General features: G+C 68.3%; 17 protein-coding genes and 2 riboswitches. Of the genes, 8 read left to right on the top strand and 9 right to left on the bottom strand.

Translation table 11 applies throughout. The annotated features are described in order from the left end of the window. The first annotated feature begins 1 nt into the window (after position 1). The 6 genes from AC5RW2_RS10195 to AC5RW2_RS10170 all read left to right on the top strand — a co-directional run bounded on the left by AC5RW2_RS10195 (position 2) and on the right by AC5RW2_RS10170 (position 3,884). Positions 2 to 523 (top strand): RNA polymerase sigma factor, encoded by a 522-nt coding sequence (locus AC5RW2_RS10195; protein WP_493951533.1) that lies wholly within the window; start codon positions 2 to 4, stop codon positions 521 to 523. Then, positions 520 to 1,152, top strand: coding sequence for a methylated-DNA--[protein]-cysteine S-methyltransferase (locus AC5RW2_RS10190; protein WP_493951231.1), 633 nt, complete (start codon positions 520 to 522; stop codon positions 1,150 to 1,152). Before AC5RW2_RS10195 ends, AC5RW2_RS10190 begins: the two co-directional genes overlap by 4 nt. Then, positions 1,149 to 1,814, top strand: a complete 666-nt coding sequence (locus AC5RW2_RS10185; RefSeq protein ID WP_493962497.1) for an alpha-ketoglutarate-dependent dioxygenase AlkB family protein — start codon at positions 1,149 to 1,151, stop codon at positions 1,812 to 1,814. Before AC5RW2_RS10190 ends, AC5RW2_RS10185 begins: the two co-directional genes overlap by 4 nt. A gap of 72 nt (positions 1,815 to 1,886) precedes the next feature. Then, a complete protein-coding gene (locus AC5RW2_RS10180) occupies positions 1,887 to 2,489 on the top strand; it encodes a DNA-3-methyladenine glycosylase I (protein WP_493951234.1) in 603 nt (200 codons plus the stop codon). 147 nt (positions 2,490 to 2,636) lie between these two features. Further along, a complete protein-coding gene (locus AC5RW2_RS10175) occupies positions 2,637 to 3,029 on the top strand; it encodes a universal stress protein (RefSeq protein WP_493951235.1) in 393 nt (130 codons plus the stop codon). A gap of 3 nt (positions 3,030 to 3,032) precedes the next feature. Next, on the top strand, positions 3,033 to 3,884 hold the full coding sequence (locus tag AC5RW2_RS10170; protein ID WP_493962498.1) for a DNA-3-methyladenine glycosylase family protein: 852 nt from the start codon (positions 3,033 to 3,035) through the stop codon (positions 3,882 to 3,884). Positions 3,885 to 3,889: 5 nt separating this feature from the next. On the opposite strand, the gene AC5RW2_RS10165 is transcribed toward AC5RW2_RS10170, so the two are convergent. The 3 genes from AC5RW2_RS10165 to AC5RW2_RS10155 all read right to left on the bottom strand — a co-directional run bounded on the left by AC5RW2_RS10165 (position 3,890) and on the right by AC5RW2_RS10155 (position 7,737). After that, positions 3,890 to 4,768: an aldo/keto reductase gene (locus tag AC5RW2_RS10165; protein WP_494073904.1), complete on the bottom strand. Its 879-nt coding sequence runs from the start codon at positions 4,766 to 4,768 to the stop codon at positions 3,890 to 3,892. Between the two features lie 164 nt (positions 4,769 to 4,932). Continuing rightward, a complete protein-coding gene (locus AC5RW2_RS10160) occupies positions 4,933 to 6,195 on the bottom strand; it encodes an MFS transporter (RefSeq protein WP_493962500.1) in 1,263 nt (420 codons plus the stop codon). Positions 6,196 to 6,390: 195 nt separating this feature from the next. Beyond that, entirely contained in the window at positions 6,391 to 7,737 is a 1,347-nt protein-coding gene (locus AC5RW2_RS10155) for an NAD(P)/FAD-dependent oxidoreductase (protein ID WP_493962501.1), read from the bottom strand. Positions 7,738 to 7,947: 210 nt separating this feature from the next. On the opposite strand from AC5RW2_RS10155, the gene AC5RW2_RS10150 reads away from it, so the two are divergent. Continuing rightward, positions 7,948 to 8,667, top strand: a complete 720-nt coding sequence (locus AC5RW2_RS10150; RefSeq protein ID WP_493962502.1) for a hypothetical protein — start codon at positions 7,948 to 7,950, stop codon at positions 8,665 to 8,667. Here the strand turns inward: AC5RW2_RS10150 and AC5RW2_RS10145 are convergent. The 6 genes from AC5RW2_RS10145 to AC5RW2_RS10120 form a co-directional block, all read right to left on the bottom strand. Continuing rightward, positions 8,664 to 10,091: an L-serine ammonia-lyase gene (locus tag AC5RW2_RS10145; RefSeq protein ID WP_493962503.1), complete on the bottom strand. Its 1,428-nt coding sequence runs from the start codon at positions 10,089 to 10,091 to the stop codon at positions 8,664 to 8,666. The two genes, AC5RW2_RS10150 and AC5RW2_RS10145, sit on opposite strands and share 4 nt — an antisense overlap. An 87-nt stretch (positions 10,092 to 10,178) precedes the next feature. Next, the gene (gene gcvT, locus AC5RW2_RS10140) at positions 10,179 to 11,330 is read right to left on the bottom strand and encodes a glycine cleavage system aminomethyltransferase GcvT (protein WP_493962504.1); all 1,152 of its coding nucleotides are present in this window, start codon (positions 11,328 to 11,330) and stop codon (positions 10,179 to 10,181) included. A 16-nt stretch (positions 11,331 to 11,346) separates the two neighbouring features. Continuing rightward, positions 11,347 to 14,226 (bottom strand): aminomethyl-transferring glycine dehydrogenase, encoded by a 2,880-nt coding sequence (gene gcvP / locus AC5RW2_RS10135; protein WP_493962505.1) that lies wholly within the window; start codon positions 14,224 to 14,226, stop codon positions 11,347 to 11,349. A gap of 55 nt (positions 14,227 to 14,281) precedes the next feature. Continuing rightward, a riboswitch (glycine riboswitch) is annotated at positions 14,282 to 14,396 on the bottom strand. Then, positions 14,397 to 14,497: riboswitch (glycine riboswitch) on the bottom strand. A 75-nt stretch (positions 14,498 to 14,572) separates the two neighbouring features. Next, entirely contained in the window at positions 14,573 to 15,085 is a 513-nt protein-coding gene (locus tag AC5RW2_RS10130; RefSeq protein ID WP_493962506.1) for a mycothiol transferase, read from the bottom strand. Positions 15,086 to 15,155: 70 nt separating this feature from the next. After that, on the bottom strand, positions 15,156 to 16,466 hold the full coding sequence (locus tag AC5RW2_RS10125; RefSeq protein ID WP_494073909.1) for an MFS transporter: 1,311 nt from the start codon (positions 16,464 to 16,466) through the stop codon (positions 15,156 to 15,158). 220 nt (positions 16,467 to 16,686) lie between these two features. Then, positions 16,687 to 17,334: a GntR family transcriptional regulator gene (locus tag AC5RW2_RS10120; protein ID WP_493962508.1), complete on the bottom strand. Its 648-nt coding sequence runs from the start codon at positions 17,332 to 17,334 to the stop codon at positions 16,687 to 16,689. 151 nt (positions 17,335 to 17,485) lie between these two features. Between AC5RW2_RS10120 and AC5RW2_RS10115 the strand changes: the two genes are divergently transcribed. Continuing rightward, positions 17,486 to 17,752, top strand: a complete 267-nt coding sequence (locus AC5RW2_RS10115) for a hypothetical protein (protein WP_493951247.1) — start codon at positions 17,486 to 17,488, stop codon at positions 17,750 to 17,752. The last annotated feature ends 4 nt before the right edge of the window (positions 17,753 to 17,756 follow it).

The raw sequence follows: 17,756 nt of genomic DNA, 5'->3' as shown, positions 1-17,756 counted from the left end.
GATGAAACCCTTCGAGCAGCTGGTCACCGACCATGGCCCCGCCGTGCTGCGCGTCTGTCGGGCGGTGCTGGGACCCGGGCCCGATGCCGAAGACGCGTGGTCGGAAGCCTTTCTCTCCGCATTCACGGCTTATCCGGAGCTGCCCGCGGACGCGAACCATGAGGCCTGGCTGGTGAGAATCGCGCACCGCAAGGCCATTGACGTGCTCCGGCGGCGGGCCCGGACCCCGGTGCCCACGGAGCACCTGCCCGAGTCGCCGTCGTCGCTGGGCCTCCCCGGAAATGACGACGACGAACTGCGCCAGGCGGTCGCGGCGCTGCCCCTGCGACAGCGCGAAGCCGTGGCGCTGCACTATCTGGCCGGCCTGCCGTATGCCGAAGCCGCCGAACTCACCGGTTCCACTACGGACGCGGTCCGCCGCGCGGCCGCCGACGGCAGGGCCAAGCTGCGGGCGCTCTACCGGCACGGCGAGCACGCCACGGAGGCGGCCGCACCCGATGCAAGCGAAGGAGCATTCCGATGACAGCCGAAGAATTTGCGGTCCTGGACACTGGAGCCGGACCTGAACTGGATGTGCTGACCCGCGTGGACCCAGCGCAACTGGAGCGGTTGCATCAGCGGCTGGAACAGGAGGCGGCGGCTGCCGGCACACTCGATCTGGCCTACACCACCACCGATACACCGGTCGGAAAGCTGCTGCTGGTGGCGACCGACAAAGGTCTGGTCCGCGTGGCGTTTGCCAGCGAAAACCACGACGACGTGCTCGCCCGCCTGGCGGGAACGGTCAGCCCGCGCATCCTGCGCTCTCCGGCCCGCTTGGAGGCAGCCGTCCGGCAGCTGGACGAATACTTCGCGGGCCAGCGGCGCTTCTTCGACGTACCGCTGGACCGGCGGCTGTCCAAGGGCTTCCGCGCGGAGGTGCTCAACCACCTGCCCGAGATCCCCTATGGCAGGACCGAGAGCTACGCTCAGGTGGCCGCCGCCGTCAGAAATCCCAAGGCCGTGCGCGCGGTGGGCAGCGCCTGCGCCACCAACCCGTTGCCCGTCGTCGTGCCCTGCCACCGCGTGCTCCGGTCGGACGGTGCCTTCGGCGGGTACCTGGGCGGGCCGGAAGCGAAGGCCTACCTGCTGGGGCTGGAGTCCGCAGCATGAGCACTTTGTTCGGCGACGCTCCGGCCGGTCCCCGGGAGATCGCGCCGGGCGCAGTTTACGTACCGGGCTGGCTGGACGTGGAGCAGCAGCGCGAACTGGTCGAAGCGTGCCGCGAATTTGGCCGCGGGCCGGTCCCCTATCGGGCGGCCAAGCTGCCGGGCGGCCACGAGATGAGCGTGCGGACGCTGTGCCTGGGCTGGCACTGGGCACCCTACAAGTACACCCGCACGGCCGACGACGTGAACGGTCAACGGGTGCTGGACTTCCCCGGCTGGCTGGCCGACTGGGGCCGGCGGGCACTGGCCGAGGCCTACCAGGACCCGGCCGCGGGCCAGGACTACGAACCGGACACCGCGCTGATCAACTTCTACGACGACACCGCCAAGATGGGCATGCACCAGGACAAGGACGAGCAGTCCGGCGCTCCGGTAGTGTCGCTCAGCATCGGAGACGACTGCCTGTTCCGCTTCGGCAACACCGAAACACGCACCAAGCCCTATACGGACATCCGGCTGCGCTCCGGTGACCTGTTCGTCTTCGGCGGACCGGCCCGCTTCGCCTACCACGGCGTTCCCAAGATCTACCCGGGCACCGCCGACCCGGCCTGCGGGCTGACCGGAGGCCGGCTGAACCTAACCATGCGGGTGACCGGCCTCGGCTGAACTTTCACCACTTGTCCACAGCACTGGGGCAGGACAGGACAACACCCGGCGCGCTAGGAGAGAATCAGCATCATGGAGAAAACCGCTTCCGGCGTCGTGCTCTGCGAGGACGGCCTGGCCCGGCCGGCCTGGGCCGCCACGGATCCGCTGCTGCGCGAGTACTACGACACCGAATGGGGCATGCCGGTCCGCGGCGAACAGGGCGTCTATGAGCGCATCACGCTGGAGGGTTTCCAGGCCGGGCTGTCCTGGGCCACCATCCTGCGCAAACGCCCGGCCTTCCGGAGCGCGTTCCACAACTTCCACGTAGACACCGTCGCCGCCTACACCGAGGACGACGTCGAACGCTTGATGCAAGACGCCGGCATTGTCCGCAACCGCGCGAAGATCCGTGCCGCGATCACCAACGCCAACGCCACCATCAAGTTGCGGGCGGAAGGCGGTTTGAGCGACTTCGTCTGGTCCTTCCAGCCGGAGAGCACACCGTCGCCGCGCCACATCGGGGAGGTGCCCACCACGTCGCCGGAATCCGTCGCGCTGTCCAAGGCGCTGCGCACGCGGGGCTTCGCGTTCGTCGGGCCCACCACCATGTTCGCCCTGATGGAGGCCATCGGCATGATCGACACCCATCTGGTGGACAGCCACCGGCGCGGATCCTCCGGTGTCTGGAACTGAGGCTTGCGCTTTCACATTCACTTCACGCATCCGGCTGCGCGCTGAGATGCGTGCCACAATAAGGTCCACCCGCTGGCTCGCGGGGTCCGGACGTGCACGCCCGGCCGCAGCCAGACACTGCCAGAGTTATCCGGTAAGGAGACCACGTTGACGATTCTTGTTGCCTACGCCCCGCGTCCCGAAGGCCGAGCGGCCTTGAGCAAGGGCATCCAGATGGCCACCCAGAACAACGAGAAGCTGGTGGTGGTCAATGCCAGCCCGGGCGGGACGCAGAAGGACGAGTCGTTTTCGGACGCCCACGACGCGGCATGGGTCCAGCAGGAACTGCACAACTCCGGCCTGGACACCGAATTCAAGCAGTTCGTCCGCGGCAAAGACGCCGTGGAGGAGATTGTGGATCTGGTCGAAGAACTCTCGGTCTCGCTGCTGATCATCGGCCTGCGCAAGCGCTCCCCGGTGGGCAAGCTGCTGATGGGCAGCACGGCCCAGGAAATCCTGCTGACCGTCGATTGCCCGGTGCTGGCGGTCAAGGCCCGCTGATCCATGCAGGTCACCCTGCCGCTGGCACCGCCGTTCGACGCTCCCGCCGCGCTGGCAGCCTTGGCCGCCCATGCGGTTCCCGGCCTCGAGCGGGTCGATCCAGCGGCGGGCACCTGCACCCGCCTGTTCAACACCGGCAGCGGCCCGGTGCAGGCCACTGCCACCCTGTCACCGGGCTCCGTCACCCTGGATATCGGAAGCGCTTCCCCGGCCGTAGTGGCGGAAATAACGACGGCGGTGCGCGGCTGGCTCGATCTGGACCTGGAACCGGAGCGGGTGGCCGCGACGTTGGGCGGCGACGCCGAGGTCGGTCCGCTGGTTGCCGCCCGCCCCGGACTGCGGATCCTCGGGTACCCGGACGGTTTTGAAGGTGCCGTCTCCACGGTGGTGGGCCAGCAGGTTTCGCTGGCCGCAGCCCGCACCTTTACTGGCCGTCTGGTCTCCGCTTTCGGCTCGCCCGCCGCAGACCTGGCCTTGTTCCCCACCGCGGACAAACTTGCCGCTGCCGGACCGGACACCATCCGCGGGGCCGTCGGCCTGACCAACGCCCGCGCGCGCACCGTCCATGCCCTGGCCGAAGTTTGTGCTGACGGGCTGCGCATCGCCCCGGACTCCGACCACGCCGATACCCGCCGCCGCCTGTTGGCAGTGCCCGGCATCGGCCCGTGGACGGTCGAGTATCTGGCCATGCGGGCACTGCACGACCGCGACGCCTATCCGGAGGGCGACCTGGTGCTGCAACGGGCCCTTGAGGTCAAGACCGCCAGGCAAGCCCGCGAGATCGGACAGGCGTGGGCTCCGCTCCGGGCCTATGCGGTCTTCCACCTCTGGACCGCGTCGGCCTACGTGCCGTAGAGCCCTCACCTGCGGCCGGCTGATCCTGCCCGTTCGATCCGTTCCAGCAATTCCGCCGGAAGCTGGATATGGGGAACCCGCAGGTTGGAACGGAGATGTCCCGGCTTCACCGTGCCGATCACCGCAGTGGAGACTCCCGGATGGTTCAGGGCGAAGGCCAACGCAATCTCGCTCGCGGCGAGTCCGTCGACGTCGTTAATGAACCGGTATTTCCGTCCCTCGACGAACTTGCGCCGGTGGTTCTTGAGCGCCCGCAGCAGATACCAGACGTCGCTGGGTGCGCCGATCTTGAAGATATCCCGCGAGTACAGGGTCTGCGCGAGCGGCGACTTGAGCTTGACGCCCACCCCGGCTTCCCGCGCCTCGGAGATCACCGCCTCCAGCGAGCGGTCCACAATGTTGTACTCCACCATCAGTGCGTCGAAGACACCCAGCTTCAGCGCTTTCTTGGCTCCGCCGCGGCCGGTAGAGACACCGAGCGCGCCGACCGTCCCGCGCTCCTTCAGCTTCAGCGCGGTTTCGATGGCGGGTTCGGCCGGGGTGGGAAATCCGTGGAAATGCAGCAGCGGCAGGTGGTCGATCTGCAGCCGCCGCAGACTGGCATGAACGCTGTCTTCAATAGCCCGCGGCGAGTAGTCCTTCACATTGCGGTTGTTGATCCAGTGGGATCCCGCTTTCGTGGAGATGACCAGATTCTCCGTCCGGCCCTTGAGGATGCGGCCCAGCCGTACTTCGGCGTTGCCACGGCTGTAGTTCGGGCCGGTGTCGAAGACGGTGATGCCGCCTTCGAGGGCCTGGTCAACCAGCTGCGCCGCTTGCCGTTCAGGGAAGGTCTTCATTCCCCAGTATCCGCCGGCGCCAAAGCTGAGTTCGGAGACCTGCAAGCCGGACCGTCCTAGCGAACGTCGTTTCACCATGCCCCTTTCTGCGGTCACCGGGACCGCCGCAAACCATCCAGCTTAGGCCGGGCAGGGGAAGGCGGGGCCGCGCCACGCGGGAGCCACGCAGGAAGTCGCAGCAGGTCTCATCTGCGGCAGTCGGAGCAGGGCTAGCGCACGACGCCGGTGCGGTTGCCGTAGGCGCGCAGAGCGAACGCCAGCGCGGAGCACAGCAGGTAGGCGGCACCGACCAGCAGCCAACCGGTGTGGAAGCTGCCGGTGGCCTCCAGCAGCAGGCCCATCAGAAGCGGTCCGGCGGCGAAACCGGCATACATGCCCATCGACACGATGCCGGAAGCCGCTCCCACCCGCTGGGCCGGCACCACGCGCATCACGCCCGCCATCACCACCACATTGGCGCCCAGCACGGTGGCACCGTGCAGGATGACGCCCAGCCAGAGGAGTGCCGGCATATTGAACGTCCCGGACGCCAGGAATGCCGCAGCACCTGCGAGCGCGCCGAACCCGAGCAGGATGAGCAACGAAGAAGCGCGCACACCCTTGGCCATTCGCCGCCCCCACAGCACGCGGGACGTCACACCAACTACGCCTGACACGCCGGCTGCCACACCACCCATGACCAGACTGAAACCCAGTTCCCGGACGGTGAACAGCGGCAGGTAGACGTTGGTGGCCTGCATGCCCAGACCGGCGAGCAGAGAGTAGCCGCCGAACAGCCAGACCGAAAGCGGGAACCTGGTCTGGGCACCGGCACTCTGGGACGTGTCTGCCGATGAAGCGGGGCCACCGGCGGGCGGCGTGACGCGCGACGGCGAGGTGGCGGTGGAAGGCGCGGGCACCGCCGTCGTTATGGGGTTTTCCGGGAGTTTGCGCAGGCCGTAGAGCAGCAGCCCGACGGCGACGACGGCGGCCAGCGCAGTGGCGCCTTGCCAGCCGGCCCACAGGGCGACCAAGGGGAAGAACAGGCCGGAGAAAAGCTGGCTGCCTTGGACGCCGGACTGTTTCACGCCGATCCAGCCGGGCCGCTTGGGCGCAGGGACCTGCGAGATGATGATGCGGTTGGTGGTCGGGTTGGAGATGGCCTGGGCGGGGCCGGCCAGCAGCGCGGCGATCACCAGAACCACGTAGCTGTGCGCGAGCGCTGCGATGACCAAGGCCACGGCCGTGCCGGCGAAGATCAGCACCAGCTGGGCGCGGTTGGAGATCCTGTCGCTGAGCTTCCCCAGCCATACGCTGCACACCGCGGCGCTGGCGAAGATGGCAGTGGCCAGCAGGCCGAACTGGCCCTCGCTGATGCCCAGGTCCTCGATGACGAGCGGGCTGACGGTGCTCAGCCCGTAGTTGAGCAGCGGGCCCACGCCCATGGCGCAGGTGAGGACAAAAAGCAGCGCGCCGCTGGGCTGTTTGGACATGCTGCACTCCTCGCTGCCCGGGTCGGGCTCCGTCCAGCAGGCTACTCCCAGTGCCCGCCTTCCCGGCGGCAGGTGTCGCGGCAGTCCGGATCCCCCGTAACAATGGAGAGTTAGCTCACCTTTCGCGCAGCATCAGGTTCCCGGGCGCGCAGCAGTTCCGCGCGCCGCTGACCGGTGCGGTGGCGGCAGCGGCAGCTATTTCTTGCCCTTCTGCGTGTCCGCGTGGGCGTCCACGAAGGCCCGCCGCGGATGCCTGGTGGCCCCCATCGAGGTGATATCCCGGTCGCCGAGGATCAGCGAACTCCAGCCGGCCAGCAGGCGCCATTTGTGGATCCAGGTGGGCAGCGCCAGGCCGTGGTAACCCATCGCCGCGTACCAGGCCGGCTTGCCCTTCATCTCATAACCCAGGATCTTGGCCGCGCCCCGGCCGACGCCGTAGGTCGCCACCGTTCCCAGGGTCTTGTGCCGGTACTCCGCCGGGCCCTGGCCCTGGACCGCGTTGACCACATTCTGCGCCAGCACTTTGGCTTGGCGGACTGCGTGCTGGGCGTTCGGCGGGCAGTAGGCGGGTTGCTCCTTGGCTGCCAGATCGGGAATTTGGGCGCAGTCGCCGGCGGCCCAGGCGCCGTGGACCACCTGGCCCGAACCGTCGATGACCTGCAGCCGGGCGTTCGCGTTCACGTGTCCCTTCGGGCCGCGCGGGACGTTGGTGTCATCCAGCACCGGATTGGGCTTCATGCCCGCCGTCCAGATAATCAGGCCGGCGGGAATGCGTTCACCGGTACTGAGCTCGGCGACCGAGTCGACGCAGGACGGCATCGTGGTCTTCAGCCGCACGTCGATGCCACGCTCGCGCAGGTGGCCCAACGTCCACTGGGACAGATTCGACCCCACTTCGGGAGCCACCCGGTCCAGCGCCTCGATGAGCACCCAGCGCAGCTGGGAGCGGTCCAGTTCCGGGTGTGCGTCGACGGCGAGTTTGGACAGATCGCTCAATTCGGTCAGGGCCTCGACGCCCGTGTAGCCACCGCCGACCACCACGAAGGTGAGCGCCTTGGCCCGCGCTTCCGGGTCGCTGGTGCCGGCGGCGAAGGCAACGTTGTCCAGCACCTTGTCCCGGCAGTAGATGGCCTCTTCCACTGTCTTGAAGCCGATGCCGTGTTCGTCCAGCCCCGGGGTGGGGAACGTCCGGGTCACCGCGCCGACAGCAAACACGACGTGGTCGTAGTCCAACGAGAGGCCGCCGCCGCCGATTTCGCGCAGCGTGGCCGTTTTGGCCTGGACGTCAAGGGAGACGAGCTTGCCGCGGACAATGTCGACGTCCTTGAGCGCACTGCGCAGGTTGACGGTGACGATCCGCGGTTCAATTTCACCGCCGCCTACTTCGGGCAGCAGCGGCTGGTAGGTCATGTAGGAGTTCGGCTCTACCACGGTGATCCGTGCCGCTTCCGGCCCCAGCCGCTTGCGGATCCCCCACGCCGTGTACAGGCCGACGTAGCCGCCGCCCAAGATGAGTATGTGAGGCGTCGCTGAAGTGGACATAGTCCAGGCTCCCTCCCTGTTGTCGACAGTGATTCAGTCGTCCTGGTGCATCCTTCGCCGGCGGCCTTCCGGGCCGGCCTGCGGCCACCCTAGCACCGGCCCCGGTGCAGCTGAACCCTCGGTCGGGGCGCAGCCGCCGGCAGAGCCGCATTCCCGCGGGCGAATCCACCGGCGTGCCTTTCCCCACTCCGGCGCCGGCAGCGACTTACAATGTGCTCAGGTGCCTCCGTCAGCGGGGCTGTTGCGGGGGAGCAGGAAGCGGTGGAGGCGGCAAAGCACACGGTGCGTGGACGGTCGCTCCGCACCTACCGCAGGGCACGCACCACCCTGATCTGCGTCGCGGTCTTCTGGCTCTGGCTGTTGCTGGGGGCCGCCGCCTTCGTCGCGGGCATGTTCGACTCCCCTACCAAACTCTTCCTGGCGATGTACGCCGGTGCCGTGGCCGTGCTGGTCTCGATCCCGGTTGGCCTGCTCGCGGCGATCTTCATGCTGCTCAATCGGCCTGCGGCGGCAGACCGACGGCCGGCAGCGGATCGGCTTTCAACTGCGGCCCGCTCCGTCGGCCCGGCCATCGCCGCCCTGCCGTGGGCTGCCGCTGCCGGCCGGGCCAAGGCGCTAGGCGACAAACTGGCCGACCAGCTGCGTTCGCAGACGGTTCGGCTGCGGGACGCCGCAGAGCCCTCGGTCAAACGTTTGCCCATGCGACCGGGGGAAAACCGTCCTGCCGCCAGTCAGGTTGCAGATGCCGCCCCGGCGTCAAGACAAGGCTCGCACGAGCAGCCCACTCCCGGCGCCGAGCGCAAGCCGCTCGTTCCCCGCCGGCCGCCGATGCCGCCGCGGCGGCCGCCCGGCCCGCCGGCTGTCGGCGGGCCCGGCTGGTCCGGCGGGTCCGGCGGGTCCGGCCGCGATGTGGAAGAACTGGCTTCCTAGCACTCCACCACGTTGACGGCGAGGCCGCCGGTGGCGGTCTCCTTGTACTTGTCGCTCATATCGCGTCCGGTCTCGCGCATGGTCACGATCACTTGGTCCAGCGACACTCGATGCGTGCCGTCGCCCATCAGCGCCATTTTGGCTGCGTTTACGGCTTTGGCGGCCCCGATCGCGTTCCGCTCGATGCACGGGATCTGCACCAATCCGCCGATCGGATCGCAGGTCAGCCCCAGGTTGTGCTCCATGGCGATCTCGGCCGCGTTCTCCACCTGCATCGGGGTCCCGCCGAGCACTTCGGCCAGGCCCGCGGCCGCCATCGACGAGGCGGAACCGACTTCGCCCTGGCAACCGACTTCGGCGCCGGAGATCGAGGCCTGCTCTTTGTAGAGGACTCCGACGGCACCGGCGGTCAGCAGGAACTTCACCACCACCTGCTCCTTGTCCTGGCGCGTGGCGTGCTCCATGCCGGGAGCGTAGTGGGTGGCGTAGAACAGCACGGCGGGGATGATCCCGGCGGCGCCGTTGGTGGGCGCGGTGACCACCCGGCCGCCGGAGGCGTTTTCCTCGTTCACCGCCAGCGCCACCAAGTTCACCCATTCCTGCCAGAACTTGTGGTCCCGGTTGGGGTCTTCCTTGAGCAGCCGCTCATGCCACGCGGGAGCACGACGGCGGACGTTGAGTCCGCCGGGCAGGTTGCCTTCGCGGCGGATCGCCGAATCCTTGCACTCCTCCATCACGTCGAAGATATGCACCAGCCCGGCCTCGATCTCCTCGCGCGGGCGTGACGCCTCCTCGTTGAGCATCATGATGTCGCTGATGCCCAGACCGGTGCTGCGGCAGTGTTCCAGCAGTTCGGCCGCGGTGCGGAACGGATAGGGCAGCTGCTGCTTGGAAGACTCCAGTTCTTCCTGGGCTGCTTCCTCTTCGCCGTCGCGGACAATGAATCCGCCGCCCACAGAGAAAAAGGTGGCTTCGTGCAGCACTTGGGCATCGCCGTCGTCCGGGGCTGTCAGCACTTGGAAGCGCATGCCGTTGGTGTGCCGCGGCAGCACGGTGAGCGGGTGCAGCACCATGTCCTGCACACCGTATTCGAGTGGACGCGCCGTGGCGCCGGGCAGTTCCCCGCCCAGCTGCAGTTTGCCCGTCGCGGCGATGTCCGCCAGCCGCTCCTCCACCTGCTGGGGCAGGATCGCCTCCGGTTCGAAGCCCTCCAGTCCCAGCAGCACGGCAGTGAAGGTGCCGTGGCCGCGGCCGGTGGCGGCCAGCGAACCGTACAGGTCCACGCGGAGCCCGCCCACCTTCTCCAGCAGGCCTGCCTCGGCCACCTCACGCACGAACACCGCGGCAGCCCGCATCGGTCCCACCGTGTGGGAACTGGAGGGGCCGATGCCGACGGAGAAAAGATCGAAAACGCCTACAGCCATGTCATCCCTGTCCTTTCGGGGTTGGGAGGTACGGCGGTGCCGTCCCCGCGGCCGCGGGGACGGCAGATGCCTAGGTGGCGGGAGCGGCTACTGTTCCCGCCGATAGAAGGGCAGCTCGACCACGTCGAACGGCTCCGGCTTGCCGCGCAGGTCCACGTCCACCCGGGTTCCGGGCTCGGCGTACTCGGCGTCCACGTAGGCCAGCGCAATCGGGTAGCCAAGGGTGGGGCTGGGCTGGCCGGAGGTAACTTCGCCGATGGTCTGGCCGTCCTTCAGCACCGGGTAGTGGGAGCGGCCGGCACGCCGTCCGGCGCCCTTGAGGCCCACAAGTTTGCGGGCCGAGCCCTTTTCCTTCTGTGCCTCGAGGGCGCTGCGGCCCACGAAGTCGCTGTCCTTCTTGAGCGAGACCACACCGCCCAGGCCGGCGTCGAAGGGGCTGGCCTGCAGGCTGAGCTCGTTGCCGTACAGCGGCATGCCGGCTTCGAGCCGGAGCGAGTCGCGGCAGGCCAGGCCGGCCGGCAGCAGGTCAACGCTCCGCCCGGCCTCCAGCAGGGCGTTCCAGAGCGAGCCGGCGTTCATGTTCGGAACGTAGATCTCGAAGCCGTCCTCACCGGTGTAGCCGGTGCGGGCCAGCAGCAGCTTGCGCGGCGCTCCGTCCACGGTGAAGCTCACCTCGTCGGCGGAGTAGTACTTCATCTCCCGCACGGTGGCGTGCTGGGCCGCCGGCACCAACTGGAGCAGGATCTCCACCGACTTGGGGCCCTGGACGGCCACCAGCGAGGTGTTGGCCGTGTCGTCCTCCACGGCGACATCGAAGCCCTTCGCCCGCGCCGCCAGTTCCGCGGCGACCGTCGGGGCGTTGCCGGCATTGGGCACCACCAGGTAGCGGTCCCCGTCCTGGGTCGCAGGACGCCGGTAAATGATCAGGTCGTCGATGATCCCGCCGTCGGCGTTGCAGATCAGCGAATACTTGGCCCGGCCCTCGGCGACCGCGGAGAGCTTGCCGACCAGGGCGTAGTCCAGGAACTTTCCGGCTTCCGGGCCGGTGACCCAGACTTCGCCCATGTGCGAGAGGTCGAAAAGCCCGGCGCTGTTGCGCACGGCTTTGTGTTCGGCCAGTTCGCTGCTGTACTTCAGCGGCATCATCCAGCCGCCGAAGTCGGTGAAGGAAGCACCCAGCCGCTCGTGTTCCTCGTAGAGCGCGGTGTGCCGGGGCGTGGTGGTGGTCTCGGTAGTCAAAGGGTGCAGACCTTTCCTAGTTCTCGAAAGCTTCGGGCGGCGGGCAGCTGCAGATCAGGTGGCGGTCGCCGGCGGCGCCGTCGATCCGTCCGACCGGAGCGAAGTACTTGTCCACCTGCAGGCCAGGCACCGGGAAGGCGGCCTGTTCGCGGGTGTAGGGACGGTCCCAGTCGGAGCTGACCACGGCGGCGGTGGTGTGCGGAGCCAGCCGCAGCGGGCTGTTCTCCAACGGGAAGTCGCCGTTGAGCACCTGGTCGATTTCGCCGCGGATGGAAATCATCGCGTCGATGAACCGCTCGATCTCTTCCAGGTCCTCGGACTCGGTGGGTTCCACCATCAGGGTGCCGGCCACCGGGAAGGACAGCGTGGGTGCGTGGAAGCCGTAGTCGATCAGGCGCTTGGCCACGTCTTCAGCGGTCACGCCCGACCGGGCGGTCAGTTCGCGCAGGTCCAGGATGCATTCGTGCGCCACCAGCCCGTCGTTGCCGGTGTAGAGCACCGGGAAGTGCTCGTCCAGCCGCTTGGCAACGTAGTTGGCCGCCAGCAGTGCGCTCTTGGTTGCTTCGGTCAGCCCTTCGGCGCCCATCATGGCCACGTAGGCCCAGGAGATCGGCAGCACGCCGGCCGAGCCGTACTCGGTGGCGGAGACCGGCACGCCCTTGCCCTCGTGTTCGGCCAGCGCGGCGTTGCCGGGCAGGAACGGCACCAGGTGCTCGGCCACGGCCACCGGTCCGACGCCGGGGCCGCCGCCGCCGTGCGGGATGCAGAAGGTCTTGTGCAGGTTCAGGTGCGAGACGTCGCCGCCGAACTTGCCCGGCTGGGCCAGCCCGACCAGCGCGTTGAGGTTGGCGCCGTCGATGTAGACCTGGCCGCCGGCCGCATGCACCGCGTCGCAGACGTCGCGCACGTCGGCGTCGTACACCCCATGCGTGGACGGGTAGGTGATCATGATGGCGGAGAGCGCGTCGGCGTGCTGGTCGATCTTGGCGCGCAGGTCGGCGTGGTCGATGGTGCCGTCCGGTGCGGTGGCGACCACCACCACCTTCATGCCGGCCAGCACGGCCGACGCCGCGTTGGTGCCGTGCGCCGAGGCGGGGATCAGGCAGACGTCGCGCTGGTCGTCACCGTTGGCCAGGTGGTAGCGGCGGATGGCGAGCAGGCCGGCGTATTCGCCCTGCGAGCCGGCGTTGGGCTGGATGGAGACACCCGCGTAGCCGGTGATCGCGGCGAGGCGTTCCTCCAGGTCGGCGATCAGTTCGCGCCAGCCGGCCGTCTGGCTGGCGGGAGCGAACGGGTGGATGGAGGCGAATTCCGGCCAGGTCATCGCTTCCATTTCCGCCGTGGCATTCAGCTTCATGGTGCAGGAGCCCAGCGGGATCATGGTCCGGTCCAGCGCCAGGTCGCGGTCGGACAGCCGGCGCAGGTAGCGCAGCATCCGGGTCTCGGAGCGGTAGCTGTGGAACACCGGGTGGTCCAGGTAGGACGAGCTGCGCAGCAGGTCTTCCGGCAGCTCGAAGCGCGGCCCGGCAGCGGACTCGGCGGTCCTGCCGGCCGCGCCCTCCACGCCGAACGCCTCCGCAACCAAGGCGAGGTGCTCCGCCGTCGTTGTTTCATCGGTGGAAATGCCCACCTGGTCGGCGTCGACGTGGCGCAGGTTCACGCCCTTGGCCTCGGCGGCCGCGACGATCTCCGCGGCCTTGCCCGGCGCCTTCACCGTGAGCGTGTCAAAGAACTGGTCGGCGGCCAGGCTGAAGCCGGCGCCGGTGAGCACCCCGGCGAGGGTGCGGGCGGCCTGGTTGGCGTGCTGCGCGATTGCCTTCAGCCCCTCGGGACCGTGGTAAACCGCGTACATGCTGGCCACCACGGCGAGCAGCGCCTGCGCGGTGCAGATGTTGGAGGTGGCCTTCTCGCGGCGGATGTGCTGCTCGCGGGTCTGCAGCGCCAGACGGTAGGCGGGGCGGCCGGCGTCGTCCTTGGACACACCCACCAGGCGGCCGGGCAGCGAGCGCTCAAGTCCCTTGCGCACCGCCATGTAGGCGGCATGCGGGCCGCCGAAGAACAGCGGGACGCCGAAACGCTGGGTATTGCCGACGGCGATGTCCGCCCCCTGCTCGCCCGGCGGCGTGATCAGGGTCAGGGCCAGCAGGTCCGCGGCCACGGTGACCATGGCGCCGCGTTCCTTGGCCTGCGCGATCACCGGAGCATGGTCGAAGACGCGGCCGGAGGCTCCCGGCTGCTGCAGCACGATGCCGGAAATATCGCCCTCGGGCAGCCCGGCGGAAAGGTCGGCCACCTCAACCTCGAAGTCCAGAGCCTTGGCCCGGCCCTTGACGACGGCGATGGTCTGCGGCAGCAGGTCCGCGTCCAGCACGGTCTTGCCGGCGGCCTTGGCCTTGTTGGAGCGGCGCATCAGCAGCACGGCTTCGGCCACCGCGGTGGCTTCGTCCAGCAGCGAGGCGTTGGCGATCGGCAGCGCGGTCAGGTCCTGCACCATGGTCTGGAAGTTCAGCAGCGCCTCCAGCCGGCCCTGCGAGATTTCCGGCTGGTACGGGGTGTAGGCGGTGTACCAGGCCGGGTCCTCCACCACATTGCGGCGGATCACTGGCGGAGTGATGGTGTCGAAGTAGCCTTGGCCGATCATCTGCACGGCCATCACGTTCTTGGCAGCCAGGGCCCGCAGGTCGCCCAGAACCTGAGCTTCGCTGCGCGCCTCGGGCAGGGCAAGCGGCTCCTGCTGGCGGATGTCTGCGGGCACCGCAGCATCCACGAGATCGTCGACACTTGCATAGCCCAACTGCTTAAGCATGGCTTCCGCGTCGTTCCGGCGCGGGCCAATGTGGCGGTCTGCGAAGGAAGTGCTGCCGGGCCGGGTGGCGAGGTTGGCTTTAGCCGTCATTGAGGAACTCCAGTTAATCTCCGCCATGGGGTGGCCATGCCGGTAGTGAAGGGTTCCTCCCCGCTCTGTGGCTGAACCTGAGAGATTCCGCAGGACGGCACGGGGGCCGGTTCCTGCTTGCACCGTCGGTGAGCCGGTCCACGAACGGTCCGGCTGCTTTCCAGAGTTGCCTCTCCGCGGCGGTACAGGGGCCTGAGAGATTCCTGGGGAGGTATTGCTCCTACGGCGCCTGCTGACCTAGTGCTCAGCAGGACTCTCCCGCCGCATGTCGAAGGCTGTATGCAGTTGTTTCTAACTCCTTGAATGGTAGTCCAGCCGCCCCCGGGCAACAAGGTGGTGACGGCTCCTAGACTTCCCCGCGGGCGAGCATGCCCTTCACATACGCGGCTTGGCCGATGTGTTCCATGCAGTCGTCCATCACGCTCACCAGCCGGACGCCCAGCTTCACGTGCGGATCCCACCGGGTGTCGACAATCCGGTCCAGATCGTCCTCGGTGAGTCCGGCCAGGTAGGCCAGCGTGCCGGCATGCACGTCGTCGTAATAGTCGCGGAGCAAGTCGGCCGATTCCACCCGGACCGCCGCCACTTGTTCGGGCGTGTGGCCGAAACCATGGTCCTTCTCGGCCAGCGGCAGGTCGAAGCGCTCAGACCAGCCGGCAAGCCAGTACTGCTGGGTGCCGGCGACATCGGCTATGTGGTCGTCCTGGATGCGGGTCAGGTGCCAGACCAGCCAGCCGATCGAGTTGCTGTCGCCGCCCGGTTGGGCAGCCAGCTGGTCGGCGTCCAGGCCTTCCAGCACATGGTGGACGCGTTCCTGGATCCGCCCGTAGGCATCGGCCAGCAGGTCATTGAACTTCATGGCGCCTCCTCGTAGCGGACTCTGCCGTCAGCCTACCGGCGCCCGGCTGGCCGCGGAACGGGCCGCCGCTTCAGTTCCGGACCGAGTCCTCCAGATACCGGGGGCGTCCCACAATGACCAGGCCGACCGCCAGGAGAAGCAGGGCGGCGCCCAACAAACCGAAGGAAGCACCCCAGCCGCCGCTGACGTCGCGCAGCAGCCCGAAGGCCAGCGGACCGGCGCAGGCGACGGTGTAGCCGATCCCTTGCGCGAACCCGGACAGCGCTCCGGCGCCGGCGGTGGTTCGGGTCCGGAGGTTGACCAACAGCAGGGCCAGGGCGAAGGTGCCCTGCCCCAAGCCGGCCAAGGTGATCCAGAGCCAGGTACCGAACGACGGCGAGAGCAGCAGGCCGGCGTACCCGGCCGCGTAGAAGCCGATGAAGAGCAGGCCCAGGCCCAGCGGATTGCGCAACCGCGCCGCGATCAGCGGCACCAGCAGGCTGGTCGGCAGGGCCAGGATGGCGTAGTAGGCCAGCATGGTGCCGGCCATCGGCGGCAACATCCCGCTGTCCACCAGCAACGGCGGCAGCCAGGTGAACATGGCAAAGGTATTGGACGAGGTCCCGGCGAAAACCAGGGCCAAACCCCAGGCGAGCGGCGATCGCCAGACGCGCACCGCCGTCGTGCTGGTGGTGGTGGCTGCGGCACCGGGCGCGGGACCGGCTGGACCCGCGCCGCCAACACCCGCCGGGGCCGCCGCGGCATGGCCCATCGGCGGCCGTGCGCCGTCGCGGTGCGCTTGCTGAAGCGGGTCCAAACCGCCGGGGCGGTAGGGCTGCAGCACCAGGCGGGAGATTTTGCGCCGGGAATGCTCCGTCCACGCAGTCACCAACCACGGCACAAGGGCCGCCACGCTCACGGCTGCCCAGACCCCGATCGAGAAACGCCAGCCGGCGGCCTGCTCAAGCGGCACGGCCAGCAGCGGGCTGAACGCTGTGCTGACCGCCAGCAGCGTCACGTAGAGCGCCGTGACCAGGCCGATCCGATCGGGGAAATAACGCTTCACCAGCGGCGGCAGCAGGATGTTGCCGACGCCGTAGCCGGCCATGGTCAGGCCGGACAGGACCAGGAACGACGGCACGTCCGAGGCCATCGCCCGGCCGAGTTGGCCGACCGCGGCCATGAGGATTGCCACCAACAGCAGGGCTTCCAACCCGAGTCGCCGCAGCAGTACCGGCACGGCGAACCCAGCGGCGGCGAAGGCCGCGGTGGGCAGCATGCCCAACACTCCGGTGGAGGCGGTACCGAACGGCAGATCCGCGGCCATGTCTGCCAGCACCGGCGAGACGCCGGAGACGGCCAGCCGGAGGCTCAGCGCGAGCAAGAGAATGCCGGCGAGCACGGTCAAGCGGCCTGCAAACGGACCGGGCTTCCGGGGTACCGGACTGGGGTTGGAGCGGGAGCGGTCCTCGGAACGCGGTTGGGTATCGGCAGTCTGTTGTGCGGTCGAGGTCAAGCTTGGTCCATGGGGTCGAACGGCCGGGCGGGGACGGCCGGATCAATCCGGCCGGGTTTCACCTTATCCCCTCACCGGGCCGCCTCCCGGCAGACCCGCAGGCCGGCTACGAACTCTCCGGCGCCAGTTCTTCGGCGAGGATCCAGAACGTCCGGCGGAGCCTTTCCACGGCAGCCTCGGACTGGCCGCGCTGCAAGTACTGCACTGTCTCGTCCCAGCCGTCGGTCCAGATGGGATAGGCGATCGCATGTTGGAAAAGGTGCAGCCGGGCCAGGGAACGGCCGAGCACATGGGTGTTCACTTCCCGCAGTTCCTGATGGTCGCCTGCTTGAAGGATGATGTCCACCAGGCCGCCGATGGCACGGTGCGACGCCAGCATGTCTTCGTGCTGCAGGGCGGTCCGCAGATCATCCGCCAAGGTGGCCATTCTGCTGGTGTCCTCGGGCGACAACCTCGGGGCCGCTCGTTCGAACAGCGCCACCAGCACCACGCCCATCACGTCCAGGAGCTGGACAGCCTGGTGTGGGCCGAGGGTGACGATGCGGTGTTCATGCCCGGTCGCTTCAATCAGGCCTTCTTCGGCGAGGGCTGCGACGGCGTCGTGCATCAGGGCGTTTTCGGTGCCAAACCGGCTGGCGAGTCCGGACACGCTCACCGGGGTGCCAGGTGCCAGTCCGCCGGACAGGATCTCGTCCCGTACCCTCTGGACGGCCTTGTCCATTTCTTCCGCCCGATCGGCCGTGCTGCCCACCATGAAGACCTCCTGCCGCGTGGGGTATGACTGGCGTCACATATAAGTAATGTACGGGAAAAGGTGGATCGGGGTCAGGCCGCTGGCTACTCTGGTGAGACCTGCGGCACAGCGTCGTGCGGCAGGTTCTAATCGTGCAGTCAGGAGGTGCCGGATGAACGCCATGTATGGTGCCCGGATGAACGCCACCTATACGGCCTCTGCCGCCGCCAACAGCAAGAATCCCCATGACTGGGGCCGGGCCATGGCAGCCGCGCTGAGCGACCTGGTTCAGCAGCGTGAAAGCGACGCAGCAGCGCCCGAGGAGCTGTACGGCGAAGATCTGTGCTTGGTCATTGAGGAGACAGAGAACGGCGTGGAGATCCATCTCTCCTGGTCGCCGGGCGGGCAGGACGGTGGGTCCGGAGGTACCGGCCGCTAAAGCG

The organism is Arthrobacter sp. B0316-1-20, from assembly GCF_059091865.1.
Note: the sequence above shows the minus strand (reverse complement) of the source record. Positions and strands in the feature narration are given on the sequence as shown.